The 21,692-nt window shown below is 41.4% G+C and carries 20 protein-coding genes; 18 read left to right on the top strand and 2 right to left on the bottom strand.

Annotated features, from left to right (window positions below; genetic code table 11):
• Positions 1-69 precede the first annotated feature (69 nt).
• From N8N51_RS00460 to N8N51_RS00375, 18 genes are all read left to right on the top strand, one after another.
• Positions 70-1,326: a competence/damage-inducible protein A gene (locus N8N51_RS00460; RefSeq protein ID WP_084888228.1), complete on the top strand. Its 1,257-nt coding sequence runs from the start codon at positions 70-72 to the stop codon at positions 1,324-1,326.
• 54 nt (positions 1,327-1,380) lie between these two features.
• Positions 1,381-2,547: a recombinase RecA gene (gene recA / locus N8N51_RS00455; protein WP_084864764.1), complete on the top strand. Its 1,167-nt coding sequence runs from the start codon at positions 1,381-1,383 to the stop codon at positions 2,545-2,547.
• 115 nt (positions 2,548-2,662) lie between these two features.
• Positions 2,663-4,033 (top strand): MATE family efflux transporter, encoded by a 1,371-nt coding sequence (locus tag N8N51_RS00450; protein ID WP_125454388.1) that lies wholly within the window; start codon positions 2,663-2,665, stop codon positions 4,031-4,033.
• A gap of 96 nt (positions 4,034-4,129) precedes the next feature.
• Positions 4,130-4,846 carry a YebC/PmpR family DNA-binding transcriptional regulator gene (locus N8N51_RS00445; protein WP_000532882.1) on the top strand — a complete coding sequence of 239 codons (717 nt, stop codon included), beginning with the start codon at positions 4,130-4,132 and terminating at the stop codon, positions 4,844-4,846.
• A 177-nt stretch (positions 4,847-5,023) separates the two neighbouring features.
• Positions 5,024-5,494, top strand: coding sequence for a MarR family winged helix-turn-helix transcriptional regulator (locus N8N51_RS00440; protein WP_261103342.1), 471 nt, complete (start codon positions 5,024-5,026; stop codon positions 5,492-5,494).
• On the top strand, positions 5,469-7,238 hold the full coding sequence (locus N8N51_RS00435; RefSeq protein WP_261103341.1) for an ABC transporter ATP-binding protein: 1,770 nt from the start codon (positions 5,469-5,471) through the stop codon (positions 7,236-7,238). Before N8N51_RS00440 ends, N8N51_RS00435 begins: the two co-directional genes overlap by 26 nt.
• Positions 7,228-8,988, top strand: coding sequence for an ABC transporter ATP-binding protein (locus tag N8N51_RS00430; protein WP_261103340.1), 1,761 nt, complete (start codon positions 7,228-7,230; stop codon positions 8,986-8,988). The genes N8N51_RS00435 and N8N51_RS00430 overlap by 11 nt, the downstream gene beginning before the upstream one ends.
• Positions 8,989-9,083: 95 nt before the next feature.
• Positions 9,084-9,587 carry a phosphatase PAP2 family protein gene (locus N8N51_RS00425; protein ID WP_261103339.1) on the top strand — a complete coding sequence of 168 codons (504 nt, stop codon included), beginning with the start codon at positions 9,084-9,086 and terminating at the stop codon, positions 9,585-9,587.
• Between the two features lie 113 nt (positions 9,588-9,700).
• Positions 9,701-10,147, top strand: a complete 447-nt coding sequence (locus N8N51_RS00420; RefSeq protein ID WP_000776607.1) for a LytTR family DNA-binding domain-containing protein — start codon at positions 9,701-9,703, stop codon at positions 10,145-10,147.
• Between the two features lie 4 nt (positions 10,148-10,151).
• Positions 10,152-10,826, top strand: coding sequence for a hypothetical protein (locus N8N51_RS00415; RefSeq protein WP_261103336.1), 675 nt, complete (start codon positions 10,152-10,154; stop codon positions 10,824-10,826).
• 105 nt (positions 10,827-10,931) lie between these two features.
• Positions 10,932-11,120: a 50S ribosomal protein L28 gene (gene rpmB, locus N8N51_RS00410; RefSeq protein ID WP_001140948.1), complete on the top strand. Its 189-nt coding sequence runs from the start codon at positions 10,932-10,934 to the stop codon at positions 11,118-11,120.
• A gap of 155 nt (positions 11,121-11,275) precedes the next feature.
• The gene (locus N8N51_RS00405; protein WP_000216437.1) at positions 11,276-11,641 is read left to right on the top strand and encodes an Asp23/Gls24 family envelope stress response protein; all 366 of its coding nucleotides are present in this window, start codon (positions 11,276-11,278) and stop codon (positions 11,639-11,641) included.
• A gap of 2 nt (positions 11,642-11,643) precedes the next feature.
• Positions 11,644-13,311: a DAK2 domain-containing protein gene (locus N8N51_RS00400; RefSeq protein WP_084888212.1), complete on the top strand. Its 1,668-nt coding sequence runs from the start codon at positions 11,644-11,646 to the stop codon at positions 13,309-13,311.
• 200 nt (positions 13,312-13,511) lie between these two features.
• On the top strand, positions 13,512-15,212 hold the full coding sequence (locus N8N51_RS00395) for an acetolactate synthase large subunit (RefSeq protein ID WP_033682350.1): 1,701 nt from the start codon (positions 13,512-13,514) through the stop codon (positions 15,210-15,212).
• Positions 15,205-15,681: an acetolactate synthase small subunit gene (gene ilvN / locus N8N51_RS00390; protein ID WP_001253803.1), complete on the top strand. Its 477-nt coding sequence runs from the start codon at positions 15,205-15,207 to the stop codon at positions 15,679-15,681. The genes N8N51_RS00395 and ilvN overlap by 8 nt, the downstream gene beginning before the upstream one ends.
• Positions 15,682-15,747: 66 nt before the next feature.
• A complete protein-coding gene (gene ilvC / locus N8N51_RS00385; protein ID WP_261103335.1) occupies positions 15,748-16,770 on the top strand; it encodes a ketol-acid reductoisomerase in 1,023 nt (340 codons plus the stop codon).
• A 113-nt stretch (positions 16,771-16,883) separates the two neighbouring features.
• Complete coding sequence (gene ilvA / locus N8N51_RS00380) at positions 16,884-18,134, top strand: threonine ammonia-lyase IlvA (protein ID WP_033685561.1); 1,251 nt, start codon at positions 16,884-16,886, stop codon at positions 18,132-18,134.
• Between the two features lie 837 nt (positions 18,135-18,971).
• Positions 18,972-19,187, top strand: a complete 216-nt coding sequence (locus N8N51_RS00375; protein ID WP_001130035.1) for a capsule biosynthesis transcriptional regulator — start codon at positions 18,972-18,974, stop codon at positions 19,185-19,187.
• 90 nt (positions 19,188-19,277) lie between these two features.
• Here the strand turns inward: N8N51_RS00375 and N8N51_RS00370 are convergent, their stop codons facing one another.
• Together N8N51_RS00370 and N8N51_RS00365 are read right to left on the bottom strand one after the other, a co-directional pair.
• On the bottom strand, positions 19,278-20,018 hold the full coding sequence (locus N8N51_RS00370; RefSeq protein ID WP_084923270.1) for an amino acid ABC transporter ATP-binding protein: 741 nt from the start codon (positions 20,016-20,018) through the stop codon (positions 19,278-19,280).
• Entirely contained in the window at positions 20,018-21,583 is a 1,566-nt protein-coding gene (locus tag N8N51_RS00365; protein ID WP_033685559.1) for an ABC transporter substrate-binding protein/permease, read from the bottom strand. The genes N8N51_RS00370 and N8N51_RS00365 overlap by 1 nt, the downstream gene beginning before the upstream one ends.
• Between the last annotated feature and the right edge of the window lie 109 nt (positions 21,584-21,692).

The following is a 21,692-nucleotide window of genomic DNA, read 5'->3' as shown; positions in this document are numbered from 1 at the left end:
AAAAAATTAATCGTGGGAAATTTCCTGCGATTTTTTCAAAAAAATACGAATAGATAGGTAGGAGGAAACATGAAAGCAGAAATCATTGCTGTTGGAACAGAGATTTTGACAGGACAGATTGTCAATACCAATGCCCAGTTTTTATCGGAAAAACTAGCAGAGATTGGGGTAGACGTATATTTTCAAACGGCTGTAGGAGACAATGAAGCTCGTCTCTTGTCCCTGCTTGAGATTGCCAGTCAACGCAGCAGTCTGGTGATTTTGACAGGTGGTTTGGGGCCAACTGAGGATGATTTGACCAAACAAACTCTGGCTAAATTTTTAGGGAAAGAATTAGTCTTCGATCCTCAGGCTCAGGAGAAGTTGGATGTCTTTTTTGCCCAGCGACCAGACTATGCCCGAACACCGAATAACGAAAGACAAGCTCAACTTGTAGAAGGAGCGACTCCGCTACCAAACGAAACAGGACTGGCTGTGGGGGGAATATTGGAAGTCGATGGAGTGACCTATGTCGTCCTTCCCGGTCCACCAAGTGAATTAAAACCCATGGTTTTAAACCAACTTCTACCTAAGTTGATGACAGGGAGTAAGCTATATTCCCGAGTTCTTCGTTTCTTTGGGATTGGCGAAAGTCAGTTGGTTACGATTTTGTCTGATTTGATTGATAATCAAACAGATCCGACTTTGGCCCCTTATGCCAAGACAGGAGAAGTCACTCTGCGTCTGTCAACAAAAGCTAGCAGCCAAGAAGAGGCGAATCAAGCGCTGGATATCTTGGGAAATCAAATCTTGGACTGCCAGACTTTCGAAGGAATTTCTTTACGAGACCTCTGTTATGGTTATGGAGAGGAGGCTAGCTTGGCCAGCATTGTGGTAGAAGAACTGAAAAAACAAGGGAAAACTATCACGGCTGCAGAGAGTTTGACGGCAGGGCTTTTCCAAGCTACTGTGGCGGATTTTTCAGGAGCTTCAAGTATATTTAAGGGTGGTTTCGTGACCTATAGCCTGGAGGAAAAATCAAAGATGTTGGATATTCCTGTCAAGGACTTGGAAGAACAGGGTGTGGTATCTGAATTTACAGCTCAGAAGATGGCTGAGCAGGCACGAAGCAAGACCCAGTCAGATTTTGGCCTTAGTTTGACTGGAGTGGCAGGACCAGATAGCCTCGAAGGACACCCGGCTGGAACAGTCTTCATAGGCTTGGCACAGGAGCATGGAACTAAGGTCATCAAGGTTAATATTGGAGGTAGAAGTCGAGCAGATGTACGTCACATTGCGGTTATGCATGCCTTTAACCTAGTTCGCAAGGCTTTATTAAGTGACTAACTTTTGATATAATAGTAGATAGGTCTGAGGACCATTAGAATGTAGGAGAATAGAATGGCGAAAAAACCAAAAAAATTAGATGAAATTTCAAAAAAATTCGGGGCAGAACGTGAAAAAGCCTTGAATGACGCTCTTAAATTGATTGAGAAAGACTTTGGTAAGGGTTCAATCATGCGTTTGGGTGAACGTGCTGAGCAAAAGGTGCAAGTGATGAGCTCCGGTTCCTTGGCTCTTGATATTGCCCTTGGTTCAGGTGGTTATCCTAAGGGACGTATCATCGAAATCTACGGACCAGAGTCATCTGGTAAGACAACGGTTGCTCTTCATGCAGTTGCGCAAGCGCAAAAAGAAGGTGGAATTGCAGCCTTTATCGATGCGGAACATGCCCTCGATCCAGCTTATGCTGCGGCCCTTGGTGTCAACATTGACGAATTGCTCTTGTCTCAACCAGATTCAGGAGAGCAAGGTCTTGAGATTGCAGGAAAATTGATTGACTCAGGTGCTGTAGATCTTGTCGTGGTCGACTCAGTTGCTGCCCTTGTACCTCGTGCAGAAATTGATGGAGATATCGGAGATAGCCACGTTGGTTTGCAGGCTCGTATGATGAGCCAGGCTATGCGTAAACTTGGTGCTTCTATCAATAAAACCAAAACAATTGCCATCTTTATCAACCAATTGCGTGAAAAAGTTGGGGTCATGTTTGGAAATCCAGAAACAACTCCTGGTGGACGTGCTCTGAAATTCTACGCATCAGTCCGTTTGGATGTTCGTGGAAGCACACAAATCAAGGGAACTGGTGACCAAAAAGATACCAATGTCGGTAAAGAAACTAAAATCAAGGTCGTGAAAAACAAGGTAGCTCCACCATTTAAGGAAGCCTTCGTTGAAATTATGTACGGAGAAGGGATTTCTAAGACTGGTGAGCTCTTGAAAATCGCAAGCGATTTGGATATCATCAAAAAAGCAGGAGCTTGGTACTCTTACAAGGATGAGAAAATCGGTCAAGGTTCTGAAAATGCTAAGAAATACTTGGCAGATAACCCAGAAGTCTTTGATGAGATTGACCATCAAGTCCGTGTTCAATTTGGTTTGATTGATGGAGAGGAAGCTTCTGTAGAAGGTGTTGAAACTAAAAAAGATGAAGCAGTTCAAGTAGACTCTGTGAATGAAGAAGTTACACTTGACCTAGGCGACGAGCTTGAAATCGAAATTGAAGAATAAGCTGTTAAAGTAGTGGAGAACATCCGCTGCTTTTTTGGTTTTTGATTCAAGTTTTTAGATCATCTATAGTTTGCTGTTTCTTGTCGCTCCTTTCGAAAGCTGATATAATAGCCTTATGAATAAAAAACGAACAGTGGACCTGATACATGGTCCGATTCTTCCCTCGCTCTTAAGCTTCGCCTTCCCAATCTTGCTATCAAATATTTTTCAACAGCTCTATAATACTGCTGATGTCTTGATTGTTGGGCGTTTTCTTGGTCAAGAATCCTTGGCTGCAGTAGGAGCGACGACAGCAATTTTTGACTTGATTGTAGGATTTACTCTTGGTGTTGGTAATGGCATGGGAATTGTCATTGCCCGTTATTACGGGGCTCGGAATTTTATAAAAATTAAGGAAGCAGTAGCAGCCACCTGGATTTTAGGTGCTCTTTTGAGTGTTGTAGTTATGCTGCTGGGCTTTCTTGGTTTGTATCCTCTCTTGCAATACCTAGATACTCCTGCAGAAATCCTTCCTCAGTCTTATCAATATATTTCTATGATTGTAACCTGTGTCGGTGTCAGCTTTGCCTATAATCTTTTTGCAGGCTTGTTGCGGTCTATTGGGGACAGTCTGGCTGCGCTTGGTTTTTTGATTTTCTCTGCTCTGGTCAATGTGGTTCTGGATCTCTATTTTATTACGCAATTGCATCTTGGAGTTCAATCGGCGGGACTTGCTACCATCATTTCGCAGGGTTTATCAGCGGTTCTTTGCTTTTATTATATCCGTAAGAGTGTGCCTGAGCTACTCCCTCAACTCAAGCATTTCAAATGGGACAAGGCCTTATACGCCGATCTCTTGGAGCAAGGTTTGGCTATGGGCTTGATGAGTTCAATTGTGTCCATTGGTAGTGTGATTTTACAGTCTTCTGTTAATACCTTTGGTGCCGTAATTATCAGTGCCCAGACGGCAGCTCGACGCATTATGGCCTTCGCCCTTCTTCCTATGACCGCTATTTCTGCCTCGATGACAACTTTTGCTTCGCAGAATCTTGGGGCCAAGCGACCAGACCGTATTGTTCAAGGACTTCGAATCGGCAGTCGTTTGAGTATGTCCTGGGCAGTTTTTGTTTGTATCTTCCTCTTTTTTGCCAGTCCAGCCTTAGTTTCCTTCTTGGCCAGTTCAACGGATGGTTACTTGGTAGAAAATGGTAGTCTCTATCTGCAAATCAGCTCAGCCTTTTATCCTATTTTGAGTTTCTTGTTGATTTATCGCAATTGCTTGCAGGGCTTGGGGCAAAAGGTCCTTCCTCTGGTTTCCAGCTTTATTGAACTAATCGGGAAAATCGCTTTTGTGGTCTTTATTATTCCTTGGGCAGGCTATAAGGGTGTTATCCTTTGTGAACCCCTTATCTGGGTTGCTATGACCATTCAACTGTACTTTTCACTGTTCCGTCATCCTTTGATAAAAGAAGGCAAGGCCATCTTGGCAACAAAAGTGTCATCATAGCTCGATTTGCTGAATAAAATCCATTTCCTCTAGTGAAAATCGAAAAAACTTGTGTTATAATAAGAAAGATTAAAATGTGAAAAAAGGAGATTCCTAATGGGACGTAAATGGGCCAATATCGTAGCCAAGAAAACGGCTAAAGATGGAGCTAACTCTAAAGTATATGCAAAATTTGGTGTAGAAATCTATGTAGCAGCTAAAAAAGGTGATCCAGATCCAGAATCAAACTCAGCTTTGAAATTCGTTATCGACCGTGCTAAACAAGCCCAAGTGCCAAAACACGTTATCGATAAAGCTTTGGATAAGGCTAAAGGAAACACAGACGAAACCTTTACAGAAGGACGTTACGAAGGTTTTGGACCAAATGGTTCTATGTTGATTGTTGATACTTTGACTTCTAACGTTAACCGTACAGCAGCCAATGTCCGTGCAGCTTTTGGTAAAAATGGCGGAAACATGGGTGCTTCAGGTTCGGTTTCATACCTCTTCGATAACAAGGGTGTTATTGTATTTGCAGGTGAAGATGCCGATGCAGTCTTTGAGCAATTGCTTGAAGCAGATGTGGATGTGGATGATGTAGAAGCAGAAGAAGGTACAATCACAGTTTACACAGCTCCAACTGACCTTCATAAGGCTATCGTTGCCCTCCGTGAGTCAGGTATCGAAGAATTCCAAGTTACTGAATTGGAAATGATTCCTCAGTCAGAAGTGGAATTGTCAGGCGATGACCTTGAAACCTTTGAAAAACTTTACAGCGTTCTTGAAGACGACGAAGACGTACAAAAGATTTATACGAACGTAGACGGGTTCTAATTTAACCTAGAGAACATAATCCTAAGTGAAAAAATCACTTGGGATTTTTTTAATCAAGAAAATAGTTCTCTAGGAAACTTTTTTCTTGACATCTTTTTTGAAAATGATAAAATAGTTCTCACGGAAACTTATTTAGTTCCTAGGAGAACTAAATGCGATGGTTAGAAAGGAGTTAGTATGGATAAACCGATGTTAGTCTTTAAGCGTTTTGGTCATCAGATTCACCTCATGGTGCAAAAGGAAGCCAAACGTTGTGGTATTGAATTTATGGGTGGGCCTCAAGGGCAGGTTCTGCGTTTTTTAGATCATTGTGAACAAAAAGAGGAACTGGTCCTGATTAAGGATATCGAGCAGGAACTCAATATTACCAAGTCTGTTGCTAGTAATTTGGTCAAGCGTATGGTGCAAAATGGTTTGGTGGAGTTGGAGGCGAGTCCTGTTGATAAGAGGGCTAAGTTTGTTCGTCTGACGGACAAATCGCGTTCTCAAGTGCAACAGGTTAAGGCCTTTTTTGAACGCATTGATAACCAGTTGATAGAAGACGTAGATGAAGATGAATTACTGATTTTTGAGAAAGTCCTTGCTCAACTACAGGAAAATATCAAGAGAATAGGAGGAGATAATGAAGAAATTAGCAAAACGAATTAGTGGAAAAGAATGGGGGATGATTTTACTAGCCCTTATCTTTACCTGCTTTTCAGTTTATCTAGAGTTGGAAGTGCCGACCTATATCTCTAAAATCACGGATTTACTTGGAACTCAGGCTACCAACTTGGATGAGTTATGGCAACCAGCAGGTATGATGGTGGGAATGTCCTTTCTAGCCTTCTTATCCGCAGTCGCAGTTGGATTTTTTGCATCCAGAGTGGCTGCTTCTTATACTAGTAGGCTGAGAAGTGATATTTTTAATCGAGTTTTAGACTACTCACAGACAGAGATTAAGAAATTCTCTATTCCTAGTCTCTTAACGCGTACCACTAATGATATTACTCAAGTTCAGATGTTGATTACTATGGGCTTGCAAGTGGTTACGCGTGGTCCGATTATGGCTATCTGGGCTATTGGGAAAATCTTAGGTCATTCAGAATACTGGCTCTGGGCCGTACTTGTGGCAGTGATTGTCAATGTTTTGATGACGACCGTTTTGATGACGCTAGCCTTTCCAAAACAGTCCTTGATTCAGGGGCTGACAGATAAACTGAACAGTATCACTCGTGAGAGTTTAACAGGTATTCGTGTTGTTCGTGCCTACAATGCAGAGGATTACCAAAATAAAAAATTTGCTGCAGCAAATGATGAATTGACACGCTTGAATTTGTTTGTCAACCGTCTTATGGCCATTCTAAATCCCATTATGATGGGGATTTCAAGTGGTTTGAGTGTGGCGATTTACTGGATTGGGGCCTATGTAATCAACGATGCTGCTCCGACGGCGCGTCTGCCTCTCTTTAGTGACATGGTTGTTTTCATGTCTTATGCCATGCAAGTTGTCATGGGCTTCCTTCTTATGGGGGCGCTCTTCATCGTTCTTCCCCGAACCATGGTCTCTGCTAAGCGGATTAATCAGGTTTTAGATTTGCATTCTTCTATCCAAAACCCTGCTCAAGTGCAGCTGGCTGATGAAAACCTCAAAGGTCAGGTCGAGTTTAAGGATGTGACCTTCCGCTATGCGGCAAATTCGGAGGCGGTTATTGAGCATGTTAGCTTTAGAGCAGAAGCTGGTCAAACAGTGGCCTTTATAGGATCAACTGGTTCTGGTAAATCAACTCTGGTCAATCTGATTCCACGTTTCTACGATGTGTCAGAAGGAGAAATTCTGGTGGATGGTGTCAATGTTCAAGACTATTCTCTAGAAGATTTGCGCAACAAGGTTGGTTATATTCCTCAGAAAGCGGTTCTCTTTTCAGGTGATGTCAAGGGTAATCTAGACTTTGGACACAGTCAAGAAACACCGCTTAGTGAGCAGGCTATGTGGCAAGCTCTGGAATTGGCCCAGTCTAAGAACTTTATCGAAGACAAGGAAGCGGGCTTAGAGTCAGAAGTGGTCCAAGGAGGAATTAACTTCTCAGGTGGTCAAAGACAGCGTCTAGCCATTGCGCGTGCCTTGGCTCGGAAGCCAGAAATCCTCATCTTTGATGACTCCTTCTCAGCCTTGGACTACAAGACAGATCGTGTCCTACGCCAAGAGTTAGCAGAGAAAACAAAATCTATGACCAAACTTATCGTTGCACAACGTATTTCAACGATTATGGATGCAGATTTGATTTTGGTCTTGGATCAAGGTAAAGTCGTGGGACAAGGCACCCACAAGGAGCTTCTAGCTAATAATGAAGTTTACCAAGAAATTGCCTATTCACAACTATCGAAGGAGGAATTGGAACATGGAAAATAAGAAAATGTCTCTCTGGAAACAGAGTAAACCCTATCTTGCAGGCCTCCAGTTTGCCCTTCTGATAGCCTTTCTAGCAACAATCGTATCCAATATCATTACTGTTTATGGGCCGACTCGCATCAAGGAAATGACTAATATCATTGCCAGTGGTCTGGAAACAAGTGTGGATGTCGCTGCGGTTGCAGCTATTGGTGGTTTTTTGGCCGTCATTTATGTGATCGGACTTCTATCAAATTATTTACAGGCATTTCTGTTTACAACAGCTATTCAACGTTTTTCAGAGCGTTTGAGAAGAGCCATTGCAGAGAAAATCAATCGCCTACCATTGGGATATTTTGATGGACACTCTCAGGGGGATACTTTGTCTCGTGTAACCAATGACGTTGACACTGCAGCCCAGTCCCTCAATCAAAGTCTGGGAACAGTTCTTTCATCCACTTTACTGGTCGTGGCAGTCTTGGTAACCATGTTTGGGATGAACTGGATTTTAGCTTTAGTGACGGTTGTTTCAACTCTTATTGGTTTTGCTTTCGTGTCTGTTTTTATGGGCAAATCGCAGGGATTCTTTAAGAGTCAGCAACAGGATTTGGCGGCTGTCAATGGCTATGTGGAGGAAATGTACTCTGGCCATAATGTGGTGACCAGTTATAATGCTATCGAGAGTACCAAAGAAGAATTTGCGACCTTAAACCATCGTCTGTATGACAGTATCTGGAAATCTCAATTTATTTCAGGGATTATGATGCCGATCATGATGTTCATTGGGAACTTTAGCTATGCCTTAGTGATTATCGTCGGTGCAGCCTTGGCCTTAAATGGGCAGATTAGTATCGGGATTATCGTTGCCTTTATGGCTTACGTGCGTATCTTTTCTCAGCCCCTTTCACAAATCGCTCAAGGGATTACCAGTCTTCAGCAGGCTAGTGCAGCCATGGGACGTGTCTTCGAATTCCTGGCTGAAGAGGAAATGGGAGACGAATCCCATAAAGAAAGACAATTGAGTGATATGAAAGGTCAAGTAGTCTTTGATCGAGTCTCCTTTGGTTATACACCAGAGCGAACCATTATTCATGACTTTTCTGCGACCGCTCATGCAGGTCAAAAGGTTGCCATTGTCGGACCGACCGGAGCTGGTAAGACAACTATTGTCAACCTTTTGATGAAGTTCTATGAGATTGATAAGGGAAGTATCCGTATCGATGGTGTAGATACCAAAGAGATGAAGCGTTCGGAAGTACACGATGCCTTTTCAATGGTCTTGCAGGATACATGGCTCTTTGAAGGAACCATTCGCGACAATCTTATCTATAACCAAAAAGGTATCAGTGATGAGCGCGTGATTGAAGCCAGCAAGGCTGTAGGGATTCACCACTTTATCATGACACTACCAGATGGTTACGATACAGTCTTGGACGACACGGTAACCTTGTCTGTCGGGCAAAAACAACTCTTGACCATCGCTCGTGCTTTGCTGAAAGATGCGCCACTCCTAATCCTAGATGAGGCGACCTCTTCTGTTGATACTCGGACGGAGGAATTGATCCAAAAAGCCATGGACCGTTTGATGGAGGGCAGAACTTCCTTCGTCATCGCCCACCGCTTGTCAACCATCCGTAATGCAGATCTGATTCTTGTCATGAAAGATGGCAATATCATTGAGCAAGGAAATCATGATGAGCTGATGGCGCAAGCTGGTTTCTACGCTGACCTCTACAACAGTCAGTTTACAGAAGACGAAGCAGAAGAATAAACCCAAAGAAGGCTTGACGGCCTTCTTTTTCTGCACTATACTAGAAGACAAGTGCTTCCCTGTAAGCAAAATTTGAGTAAGTGATGAGAAAATATATGAAAAATTATCAAGAATGGTATGACTACGTTGCTGCTAACATTGAAAATAGGCCCTTTCTTCTGAGCTTGTTAAGAACTTTCAATCGCTTCATGACGGTAGTTATGCCTATAATTTATCTAACCTTGTTAGCAACTATCTATCTCCAACAAGGACTTGGGAAACAGGTCGGAATCTATTTGTTTATCCCTGCATCAGGTTTTGTGATTTTGTCCTTTCTTCGTAAGAAAATCAATACTCCTAGGCCTTATGAGAAATGGGATATTAAACCCTTGCTTGACAGAGATAGTCCTGGTCAGTCTATGCCCAGCCGTCATGTCTTTTCAGCAACCATTATCTCCATGTCTTGCTTGCATGCTAGTCTAACTGTGGGCTTTATCTTGTTGGTCTTGTCAGCCCTCCTCGGTCTCGTGAGAGTTTTAGGTGGAGTGCATTTTCCCAAGGATGTAGTGGTTGGTTATATTTGTGGTCTTGTGTGGGGTGTGATTTTCTTTCTATTTTGACCTGCAAGTTAAGGTAACCCTACAACCACTTACGGGGTTAAAGTAACCACTTGCTTTTTTGCTCTTGTTTTCTTATTTTGGCTTTGATATAGTAGAGTCAGAAAGGAGATGGAATGAAGTTACGAATCGAAATTGACAGCAATTTAGAGGAAACTGAAATTGTCATCAAGGCGGCGGCTTTGACAGATGAAATTGCGGATTTGCAGCGGCTCTTGCAAGAGTCCAAGTCTCCTCGGTTGATTTTTTACAAGGGGACGGGTGAATATTATCTGGATTTGTCGGAAATTCTCTTCTTTGAGACGGAAGGTAGCAAGATTTATGCCCATACCCAGAAAGATGCCTACGAAGTTCGGCTCAAACTCTATGAGTTAGAGTCGATCCTGCCTCGCTATTTTAGTCGAGTATCCAAGTCAACTATCGCAAATATCCGTCAGGTTTACTCGGTGGACAAGTCCTTTTCAGGAACGGGCACCATTTCCTTTTATCAGACCCATAAGGAGGTTCATGTCTCACGACATTACCAATCCCTCCTAAAAGAAAATCTAAGAAACATGAGGTAAGAACATGAAAAAGAAAGCATTTGGTATTGTGTTGCTTATTTTGGCGGCATGGATTCTGTTTCAGGGACATTATGGTGTCCCATCCTTGGAGACTAAGTATTCTCCCTTCGTCTTTATTGCTTTTCTCCTTTATAAGGCGGTAGAATCTTTTCTTAGGCATCATTGGACAAGAGCTACTTTTTTAGCATTAATAGCGTTAAATATAGTGAATCTTTTTTATAATTGGATTCAGCTATCTCCTGTTTCACTTATTTTGGCTAGTATTTTAATCGTAATGGGTGTCAGCGCACTCACTCATTCTAACAGAACTTGGAATGGGAAAAAATGGTGGTATGATGGTGAAAAGACTATTCTTTCAGATAAGGAAGTCGCTTTTGGAAGTGGGACTTTCTACAAGCAAGAGCAAGAATTGGTAGAGGATCAAGTAGAAGTTGGTTTTGGGAATGCAAAAATCTACTATGACAATGCAGAGATGTTGGGAGATAGCGCAACCTTGAAGATAGAAGTCGGTTTTGGGAATGCAGTTATCTATGTTCCTCAACATTGGGGAGTTGATTTAAAGGTAGAAACTTTCTGTGGCGTAGCCAAGGCAGATACTCCTCTAGCCCCAACCAGCAAAACCTTGATTATCCGTGGAGATGTGGCCTTTGGGAAATTAGGAGTTGTTTACGTTGAATAAAAAAATCTTCCAATTCCCTTGCAAAAATGAAGAAAGTGTGATAACATAGTACGGTATGTGGTGCTAGCACATCCGCTATATTAGATCTAATAGGAGGAAAACACAATGGCTAAAGTATGTTACTTTACAGGTCGTAAGACTGTATCAGGAAACAACCGTTCACACGCGATGAACCAAACAAAACGTGCCGTAAAACCAAACCTTCAAAAAGTTACTGTTCTTATCGATGGTAAACCTAAAAAAGTTTGGGCTTCAGCTCGTGCTTTGAAATCAGGTAAAGTTGAACGCGTTTAATAATAAAAGTGAGGAGACCTTAGGGTCTTTTTTCTTTTACTGTAGATATAAAATCATTTGAAAAATAGAGTAAATATCCGCTGATACAGTATTCTGCTTTTACACTTGGGCTGAAATATGATAAAATAGAGTATCAACTAGTTGAGGTAAAAAGGATGACTGTAAAAATTAATACAAAAGATGGTCAAATCGAACTAACAGATGAAGTGATTGCAACCGTCGTAGGTGGAGCAGCAACTGAGATTTTTGGTGTGGTCGGTATGGCTAGTAAAAATGCCCTCAAAGATAATTTCCAAGCCCTTCTAGGTAAGGAAAATTATTCCAAAGGTGTCGTCGTAAAAGCGGCCGAAGATGGCAGTATTGCAGTTGATGTATATACCGTGTTGAGCTACGGAACAAAGATTAGCGAAGTGTCAAAAAACATTCAAGAGCGTGTTCGTTTTAGTTTGGAAAACCAACTTGGAATTACTGCTCAGACTGTAAATGTCTACATTCAAAATATCAAAGTTGTAGGAGAATAACCGTGTCAAAAATTACTACTAGCTTATTTCAAGAAATGGTGCAGGCTGCATCAACTCGCTTGAATAAGCAAGCTGAATATGTCAATTCATTAAACGTCTTCCCAGTTCCAGATGGAGATACTGGAACAAACATGGGAATGACCATTGAAAATGGAGCTAAAGAAGTTGCAGACAAGCCAGCTTCTACTGTTGGAGAGGTAGCGAGCATTCTTGCCAAAGGTCTTTTGATGGGTGCGCGTGGGAACTCAGGAGTTATTACATCTCAGCTTTTCCGTGGATTTTCACAAGCCATCAAGGATAAAGACGAGTTAACAGGTCAAGACCTGGCCCTTGCCTTCCAATCAGGTGTAGAAGTTGCCTATAAGGCAGTGATGAAACCAGTTGAAGGAACGATTTTGACAGTTTCTCGTGGGGCTGCTATCGGTGCTAAGAAAAAAGCTGAGCAAACAGATGACGCTGTTGAAGTCATGCGCGCAGCCTTGGAAGGTGCTAAAACAGCACTAGCTAAAACGCCAGACATGCTTCCAGTATTGAAAGAAGTTGGCGTTGTGGACTCAGGTGGTCAAGGTCTGGTCTTCATCTATGAAGGTTTCCTTTCAGCCCTTACTGGCGAATATATTGCATCTGAGGACTTTGTAGCGACACCTGCCAACATGAGTGAGATGATCAATGCAGAGCATCATAAGTCTGTGGCTGGTCATGTAGCGACTGAGGACATCACGTTTGGTTATTGTACTGAAATCATGGTAGCCCTTAAGCAAGGTCCAACCTATGCCAAAGATTTTGACTACGACGAATTCCGTAACTACTTGAATGAACTCGGGGATTCTCTCCTTGTTGTCAATGATGATGAAATTGTCAAAGTTCATGTCCATACAGAAGATCCAGGACTTGTTATGCAAGAAGGTCTTAAATATGGTAGCTTGGTCAAGGTAAAAGTTGACAATATGCGTAACCAACACGAAGCGCAGGTTGAGAAAGAAGCTGCTCAAGTTAGCAAGCCTGCTGAAGAAAAAGAGTATGCTTTGATTGCTGTGGTGGCTGGTAAAGGTCTCGCAGATATCTTCCGTTCTCAAGGTGTGGATTATGTTATCGAGGGCGGTCAAACTATGAACCCTTCAACTGAAGACTTTATCAAGGCTGTTGAACAGGTCAACGCTCGTAACATTATCTTTCTACCAAACAACAAAAACATCTTCATGGCAGCTCAATCTGCAGCAGAAGTTTTGGAGCAACCAGCAGTAGTGGTGGAAGCTCGCACTCTTCCCCAAGGTTTGACAAGTCTTCTTGCCTTTGATCCAAGCAAGTCAATCGAAGAAAACCAAGAGCGTATGACTGCTACTCTTAGCGATGTTGTTAGTGGAAGCGTCACAACAGCTGTGCGTGATACAACCATTGATGGCTTAGAAATCCATGAAAACGATAATCTTGGTATGGTTGATGGGAAAATCCTCGTGTCAAACCCTGATATGCATCAAACCTTGACAGAAACCTTGAAACATATGTTGGATGAAGATAGTGAAATTGTAACCTTCTATGTCGGTGAAGATGGAAGCGAAGAACTTGCCAATGAAATTGCTCAAGAAATCGCAGAAGAATTCGAAGACGTTGAAGTCGAGATTCACCAAGGTCAACAACCTGTTTACCCATACCTATTCAGTGTGGAATAAGATTAATGAAGAACTGAGAAATCAGTTCTTTTTTCTTTTTTAGTAAATGAAATCGGTATCTTTTTAATAAAAACAAAAATAACATTCATAAATAAACGTTAAAATAGAAAATTCAGAAAATTTCTTCTTTTCTCTTGAAAAATTTTGAAAAAATGGTATGATAGTAACAAGTTATTTTTAAGAGAAGAGAAAGGGGAACAATGGAGAAAATCAGTTTAGAATCTCCTAAGACGGGGTCGGACCTAGTTTTGGAAACACTTCGTGATTTAGGAATTGATACCATCTTTGGTTATCCTGGTGGTGCAGTCTTGCCTTTTTATGATGCGATATATAATTTTAAAGGCATTCGCCACATTCTAGGACGCCATGAGCAAGGTTGTCTGCATGAAGCTGAAGGTTATGCCAAATCAACTGGAAAGTTGGGTGTTGCCGTCGTCACTAGCGGACCGGGAGCAACAAATGCCATTACAGGGATTGCGGATGCCATGAGCGACAGTGTTCCCCTTTTGGTCTTTACAGGTCAGGTGGCGCGAGCAGGGATTGGGAAGGATGCCTTTCAGGAGGCAGACATTGTGGGAATTACCATGCCAATCACTAAGTACAATTACCAAGTTCGTGAGACAGCTGATATTCCGCGTATCATTACGGAAGCTGTCCATATCGCAACTACAGGTCGACCAGGGCCAGTTGTCATTGACCTACCTAAAGACGTATCTGCTTTGGAAACCGACTTCATCTATTCACCAGAAGTGAACCTACCAAGCTATCAACCGACTCTTGAGCCAAATGATATGCAAATCAAGAAAATTTTGAAGCAATTGTCCAAGGCTAAAAAACCAGTCTTGTTAGCTGGTGGGGGGATTAGTTATGCTGAAGCAGCTGCAGAATTAAATGAATTTGCAGAACGCTATCAAATTCCAGTGGTAACCAGTCTTTTGGGACAAGGAACGATTGCAACGAGTCATCCACTCTTCCTTGGAATGGGAGGCATGCACGGGTCATTCGCAGCTAATATTGCCATGACGGAAGCGGACTTTATGATTAGTATTGGTTGTCGTTTCGATGACCGCTTGACGGGGAATCCTAAGACCTTTGCTAAGAATGCTAAGGTTGCTCACATTGATATTGACCCAGCCGAGATTGGCAAGATTATCAGTGCAGATATTCCTGTAGTTGGAGATGCTAAGAAAGCTTTGCAAATGTTGTTGGCGGAACCAACCGTTCATAACAATACTGAGAAATGGATTGAAAAAGTTACCAAAGACAAGAACCGCGTTCGTTCTTATGATAAGAAAGAGCGTGTGGTCCAGCCGCAAGCTGTTATTGAACGAATTGGTGAATTGACGAATGGAGATGCCATTGTGGTAACAGACGTTGGTCAACACCAAATGTGGACAGCCCAGTATTATCCTTACCAAAATGAACGTCAGTTAGTGACTTCAGGTGGTTTGGGAACGATGGGATTTGGAATTCCAGCAGCAATCGGGGCTAAAATTGCTAACCCAGATAAGGAAGTAGTCTTGTTTGTTGGGGATGGCGGTTTCCAAATGACTAACCAGGAATTGGCTATTTTGAACATTTACAAGGTGCCAATCAAGGTGGTTATGCTGAATAACCACTCACTTGGAATGGTTCGCCAATGGCAGGAATCCTTCTATGAAGGTAGAACATCTGAGTCAGTCTTTGATACCCTTCCTGATTTCCAATTGATGGCACAAGCTTATGGCATTAAAAACTATAAGTTTGACAATCCTGAGACCTTGGCTCAAGACCTTGAAGTGATCACTGAGAATGTTCCTATGCTAATCGAGGTAGATATTTCTCGTAAGGAACAGGTGTTACCAATGGTACCAGCTGGTAAGAGTAATCATGAGATGTTGGGGGTGAAGTTCCATGCGTAGAATGTTAACAGCAAAACTACAGAATCGATCAGGAGTCCTCAATCGCTTTACCGGTGTCCTGTCTCGTCGTCAGGTTAATATCGAAAGTATCTCTGTTGGAGCAACAGAAGATCCGAATGTATCGCGTATCACCATTATTATTGATGTTGCTTCACATGATGAGGTGGAGCAAATTATCAAACAGCTCAATCGTCAGATTGATGTGATTCGCATTCGTGATATTACAGACAAGCCTCATTTGGAGCGCGAGGTAATTTTGGTTAAGATGTCAGCGCCAGCTGAGAAGCGAGCTGAGATTCTAGCGATTATTCAACCTTTCCGTGCAACAGTTGTAGATGTAGCACCAAGCTCGATTACCATTCAGATGACAGGAAATGCTGAAAAGAGTGAAGCTCTGTTGCGAGTTATTCGACCATACGGTATTCGCAATATTGCTCGAACTGGTGCAACTGGATTTACCCGTGATTAAAAATCCAACTTAAATTTGTTAATCCAGCCTAAAAGGCAATAAATAATAGAAAAGAGAGAAAAAACTATGGCAGTTCAAATGGAATACGAAAAAGATGTTAAAGTAGCAGCACTTGACGGTAAAAAAATTGCCGTTATCGGTTATGGTTCACAAGGACATGCGCATGCGCAAAACTTGCGTGATTCAGGTCGCGATGTCATCATCGGTGTACGTCCAGGTAAATCTTTTGATAAAGCAAAAGAAGATGGATTTGACACTTACACAGTAGCAGAAGCTACTAAATTGGCTGACGTTATCATGATTTTGGCACCAGACGAAATCCAACAAGAATTGTACGAAGCAGAAATCGCTCCAAACTTGGAAGCTGGAAATGCAGTTGGGTTTGCCCATGGCTTCAACATCCACTTTGAATTTATCAAAGTTCCTGCGGATGTAGATGTCTTTATGTGTGCTCCTAAAGGACCAGGACACTTGGTGCGTCGTACTTATGAAGAAGGATTTGGTGTTCCAGCTCTTTACGCAGTATACCAAGATGCAACAGGAAATGCTAAAAACATTGCTATGGACTGGTGTAAAGGTGTTGGAGCAGCACGTGTAGGTCTTCTTGAAACAACTTACAAAGAAGAAACTGAAGAAGATTTGTTTGGTGAACAAGCTGTACTTTGTGGTGGTTTGACTGCCCTTATCGAAGCAGGTTTCGAAGTTTTGACAGAAGCAGGTTACGCTCCAGAATTGGCATACTTTGAAGTTCTTCACGAAATGAAATTGATCGTTGACTTGATCTACGAAGGTGGATTCAAGAAAATGCGTCAATCAATTTCAAACACTGCTGAGTACGGTGACTATGTATCAGGTCCACGTGTAATTACTGAGCAAGTTAAAGAAAATATGAAAGCTGTCTTGGCAGACATCCAAAATGGTAAATTTGCAAATGACTTTGTAAATGACTATAAAGCTGGACGTCCAAAATTGACTGCTTACCGTGAACAAGCAGCTAACCTTGAAATTGAAAAAGTTGGTGCAGAATTGCGTAAAGCAATGCCATTCGTTGGTAAAAGCGACGATGATGCATTCAAAATCTATAACTAATTGATAGAAATTAAGGTGAAGGCGAGTTGGGGGACTAACTCGCTTTTATAATCAACTCATCTCTCTTTTAAGAGGATGGATTGTGATAGTATGAGATAGTCTAGGAGAAAATGATGTTAAGTTCAAAAGATATAATCAAGGCTCATAAAGTCTTGAACGGTGTGGTTGTGAATACCCCACTGGATTACGACCATTATTTATCGGAGAAGTATGGCGCTAAGATTTATTTGAAAAAGGAAAATGCTCAACGTGTTCGTTCTTTTAAGATCCGTGGTGCCTATTATGCCATTTCGCAGCTCAGCAAGGAAGAGCGTGAGCGTGGGGTAGTCTGTGCCTCTGCGGGAAATCATGCGCAGGGAGTAGCCTATACCTGTAATGAAATGAAAATTCCTGCTACTATTTTTATGCCCATTACTACTCCGCAACAAAAAATTGGACAAGTTCGCTTTTTTGGTGGGGATTTTGTAACCATTAAACTAGTTGGGGATACCTTTGATGCCTCAGCCAAAGCAGCTCAAGAATTTACAGTTTCTGAAAATCGTACCTTTATTGATCCCTTTGATGATGCCCATGTTCAAGCGGGTCAAGGGACAGTTGCTTATGAGATTTTAGAAGAAGCTCGAAAAGAATCAATTGATTTTGATGCTGTCTTAGTTCCTGTTGGAGGTGGTGGTCTCATTGCTGGGGTTTCTACCTATATCAAGGAAACAAGTCCAGAAATTGAAGTCATCGGAGTAGAGGCTAATGGGGCACGTTCCATGAAGGCAGCCTTTGAAGCTGGTGGGCCTGTCAAACTCACAGAAATTGACAAATTTGCGGATGGGATTGCTGTGCAAAAGGTAGGTCAGTTGACCTATGAAGCAACTCGTCAACATGTTCAAACCTTAGTAGGTGTCGATGAGGGATTGATTTCTGAAACCTTGATTGACCTCTACTCTAAGCAAGGGATTGTCGCAGAACCTGCTGGAGCTGCTAGTATCGCTTCTTTAGAGGTTTTGGCTGAATATATCAAGGGGAAAACCATTTGTTGTATCATTTCTGGAGGAAATAATGATATCAACCGTATGCCGGAAATGGAAGAGCGTGCCTTGATTTATGATGGGATCAAGCATTACTTTGTGGTTAATTTTCCACAGCGTCCGGGGGCTTTGCGTGAGTTTGTAAATGATATCTTGGGACCAAATGATGATATCACACGTTTTGAGTATATCAAACGAGCTAGCAAGGGGACAGGCCCAGTATTGATTGGGATTGCCTTGGCAGATAAGCATGATTATGCAGGCTTGATTCGTCGAATGGAAGGTTTTGATCCAGCTTATATTAACTTAAATGGTAACGAAACGCTCTATAATATGCTTGTCTGAGGACTAATAAAAAAATATCATATTATTTGCACAATTGATGTATAGGTGCTATAATGAAGATGAAGAAAGGGGGCGATTCCTATGGACTTAGGAAATCGATTACGCTATTTCTATCATAACTCATTATAGTACCTATGTTTTTTTGATTCAGTTTATAGTAAGGGAGTAAAATTACTTGTTATATGTTAGGAGTTTTTTGAAATCTACTATTTTATATATAGCTAATCTGAAATTTAGCTAAATATAATAGGGATTAGAAAAAATAATCAATACTAATGAGATGCCTTATTATACTGAGATTACTGAGAAGAGTGATGGAATATTCGTAAGATGAAAACAGTAAAAAAATGAAGCATAGAATACTACGGTTTCCTAGCTATTTGTATTTTAATGGGTAGGAGAAATAAAAAGTAAACTTGATAAAGTAAATAACTGGTACAGTTGACCAAATGATTGAATGCTGGTGCAGACATGAAAAAGTCTAAAAGGAGAAAAATACTCGTTAGAAATGGTTTAGAGCAGAAGATTATTTTGTCAAATTTTTTTGTTTTACAGTGGAATAAATAATATGAAATAAGATTAGAATATGTCTAGATTATCGAGAATCAGCATCTGTCAAATACGAATATTATTACATAAATAAGATTTAATAATACAGTTATTTTAAAGAACTATAAAAATTGTTTTCGACAATGAAAAACCTACATATTATCAGCTTTAATAAGATAGTAAGTAAAAATAAGGGCGTTTATTTTATTGAATATATGTTTTTTTATTGACAAAAAGCATAAAAGCGTATACAATTAGATATCGTAAATAAGAAAATAGGAGAAAGACATGGCTAAGTCAAACTTTGAAAAAGTAGAATCAGTTGTTGGCTGGGTTCGTGATAAGAAAATCACAGGCTACCGTATCTCTAAAGAAACGAATGCGCGTGAAATGTCTATCATTGCTCTAGCTCAGGGGCGTGCAAAAGTTAAAAATATTTCGTTTGAAACGGCTCTAGGTTTAATTGATTTCTATGATAAAAATCATGAAAAATTTGAAGATTAATCTTTGGATAATGGTGGATTCTTGAATAGGGTCTGCCTTTTCATTTTTTGGCTAGTAAAAAGACTGCACGGTTGATGCAGCCTTTTCTTTTTATTTGAGATAGCGTTGAAGGAATTCTTTTGTACGGTCTTCTTTAGGATTGGTGAAGAGGTCTTCTGGTTTGCCTTCTTCAGCAATCACACCCTTATCCATAAAGATAACACGGTGAGAGACGTCACGGGCGAATTCCATTTCGTGGGTTACGACAATCATAGTCAAGCCTTCCTGAGCCAGATCTTGCATGATTTTGAGGACTTCTCCAACCATTTCTGGATCGAGAGCTGATGTTGGTTCATCAAAGAGAATGGCGTCCGGATTCATTGAAAGGGCACGAGCGATGGCTACACGTTGTTTTTGACCACCTGAGAGTTGTTTTGGTTTGGCTTGCCAGTAGCGTTCTCCCATGCCGACCTTTTCTAGGTTTTCTTTGGCAATCTTTTCAGCTTCTGTACGTTCGCGTTTAAGGACAGTTGTCTGAGCGACAATTGTGTTTTCAAGTACGTTAAGATTTTCAAAGAGGTTAAAGGATTGGAACACCATCCCCAACTTTTCACGGTATTGCGTGAGGTCATAGCATTTTTCGAGAACGTTTTGTCCATGATAAAGGATTTGTCCATCAGTTGGAGTTTCAAGTAGGTTAATGGAGCGTAGGAAGGTTGATTTTCCGCTTCCAGAGCTTCCGATGATAGAGATAACTTCACCCTTGTGAACAGTTAGAGAAATGTCTTTTAGCACTTCGTTTTGTCCATAGGATTTTTTGAGGTGTTTAATTTCAAGGATTGCTTGTGTCATTATTTCAAATCCTCCGTTTGCATTTGGTTAGCACCTGTAGTATAGGTATCCATGTCCATGCGGCGTTCGATGAATCGTAGGATACGTGTTACGGTGAAGGTGAGGACAAAGTAAATCACGGCGATGATTGTAAATGTCTGGAAGTATTGATAGGTTTGTGTTGCTACGGTATTTCCTGAGAAGTAAAGTTCGACAACCGAGATAACGTTCAATACAGATGTATCTTTGATATTGATGACAAATTCATTACCAGTTGCTGGTAGGATGTTACGAACTACCTGAGGGAGGACAATCTTACGCATGGTTTGGTTATGGGTCATACCAAGAGCAGTCGCGGCTTCAAATTGTCCCTTGTCAACTGCTAGGATACCACCACGAACAATTTCAGTCATGTAGGCACCGGTGTTGATCGAAACGATGAAGATAGCAGCCAGTGTACGGTCAAGGTTGATACCGAAAGCTTGGGCAGTTCCATAGTAGATAACCATCGATTGAACAATCATAGGTGTACCACGGAAAATTTCAATGTAGACATTGAGGATCCAGCCGACTAGTTTTTGTAGACCATAAATGGCTTTATTCTCAGATAGAGGAGCAGTACGGAAGACACCAATGGCAAGGCCGATAATGAGACCTGTGATGGTTCCGACGATAGAGATTAAAAGAGTGACACCAGCACCACGCAAAAGTTGTTGCCAGTTTTCAGAAAGAATTTTAGCGACTTGGCTAAAGAAACTACTGCTAGTCTCTTCAGTTGTTGTAGCTTCGGCAGGTTGTTCCTTGATCATACGATCCATCAAGGCAACTTGATCGTCTTTTGAAATGGTTTCAATGCTGGCATTGATTTGGCTAATACGGTTGTCATCTTTACGAAGTCCAATGGCGATAGCTGTATCTTCTTCCCCCGTTTTGAAACCTGGTTCTACTTGAACCATTTTAAACTTAGAGTTAGCAGCTTCGGCAGTCAGAGCTTCTGGGCGTTCAGAAACATAAGCATCGATGACACCAGCCTCAAGAGCTTGGCGCATTTGAGCGAAGTCTCCCATGGCTGTTTCTTTTTTAGCGCCCGGGATTTGTGCAATCAAGTCGTAGAGGTAGACACCTTGTTGAGAAGTGATTTTCGCACCGTTAAAGTCATCCAAAGATTTAGCACTTGCGTAGGCAGAATCTTTTTTGACAAGCAAAACTGGTTCGCTAGTGTAGTAACTGCTTGAAAAGGCAATTTCTTGTTTACGCTCGGCAGTAGGACTCATACCTGCGATAATCATGTCAATCTTACCAGAAGTAAGGGCAGGGACTAGACCTTCCCACTTTGTTTTAACAACCAAAGGTTCTTTACCTAAGTCCTTAGCGATTTTCTTGGCGATTTGAACATCATATCCGTTAGCATACTGGTTAGTCCCATCGATTTTGACAGCTCCATTGCTATCATCGTCCTGAGTCCAGTTAAAGGGAGCATATGCTGCTTCCATCCCGATGCGTAAATATTCATCGGCTTGGGCAACATTGACAAGTCCCAGCATCAGCAAGAGACTTGTGAAAATAGATAAGTATATTTTTCTCATGATTTCTCCTATTTCTAATCTATTAAAAAATAACTGTCTCCTATTTTATCGAAAAAAACTCTATTTTTCAATATAGGTAAGCCCTTACTTGAGAAAAAATGATATAATG

The organism is Streptococcus mitis, assembly GCF_946188685.1.
In the GTDB taxonomy this organism is placed as follows: Bacteria; Bacillota; Bacilli; order Lactobacillales; family Streptococcaceae; genus Streptococcus; species Streptococcus mitis_CC.
This window is presented reverse-complemented; position numbering and strand designations above follow the sequence as displayed.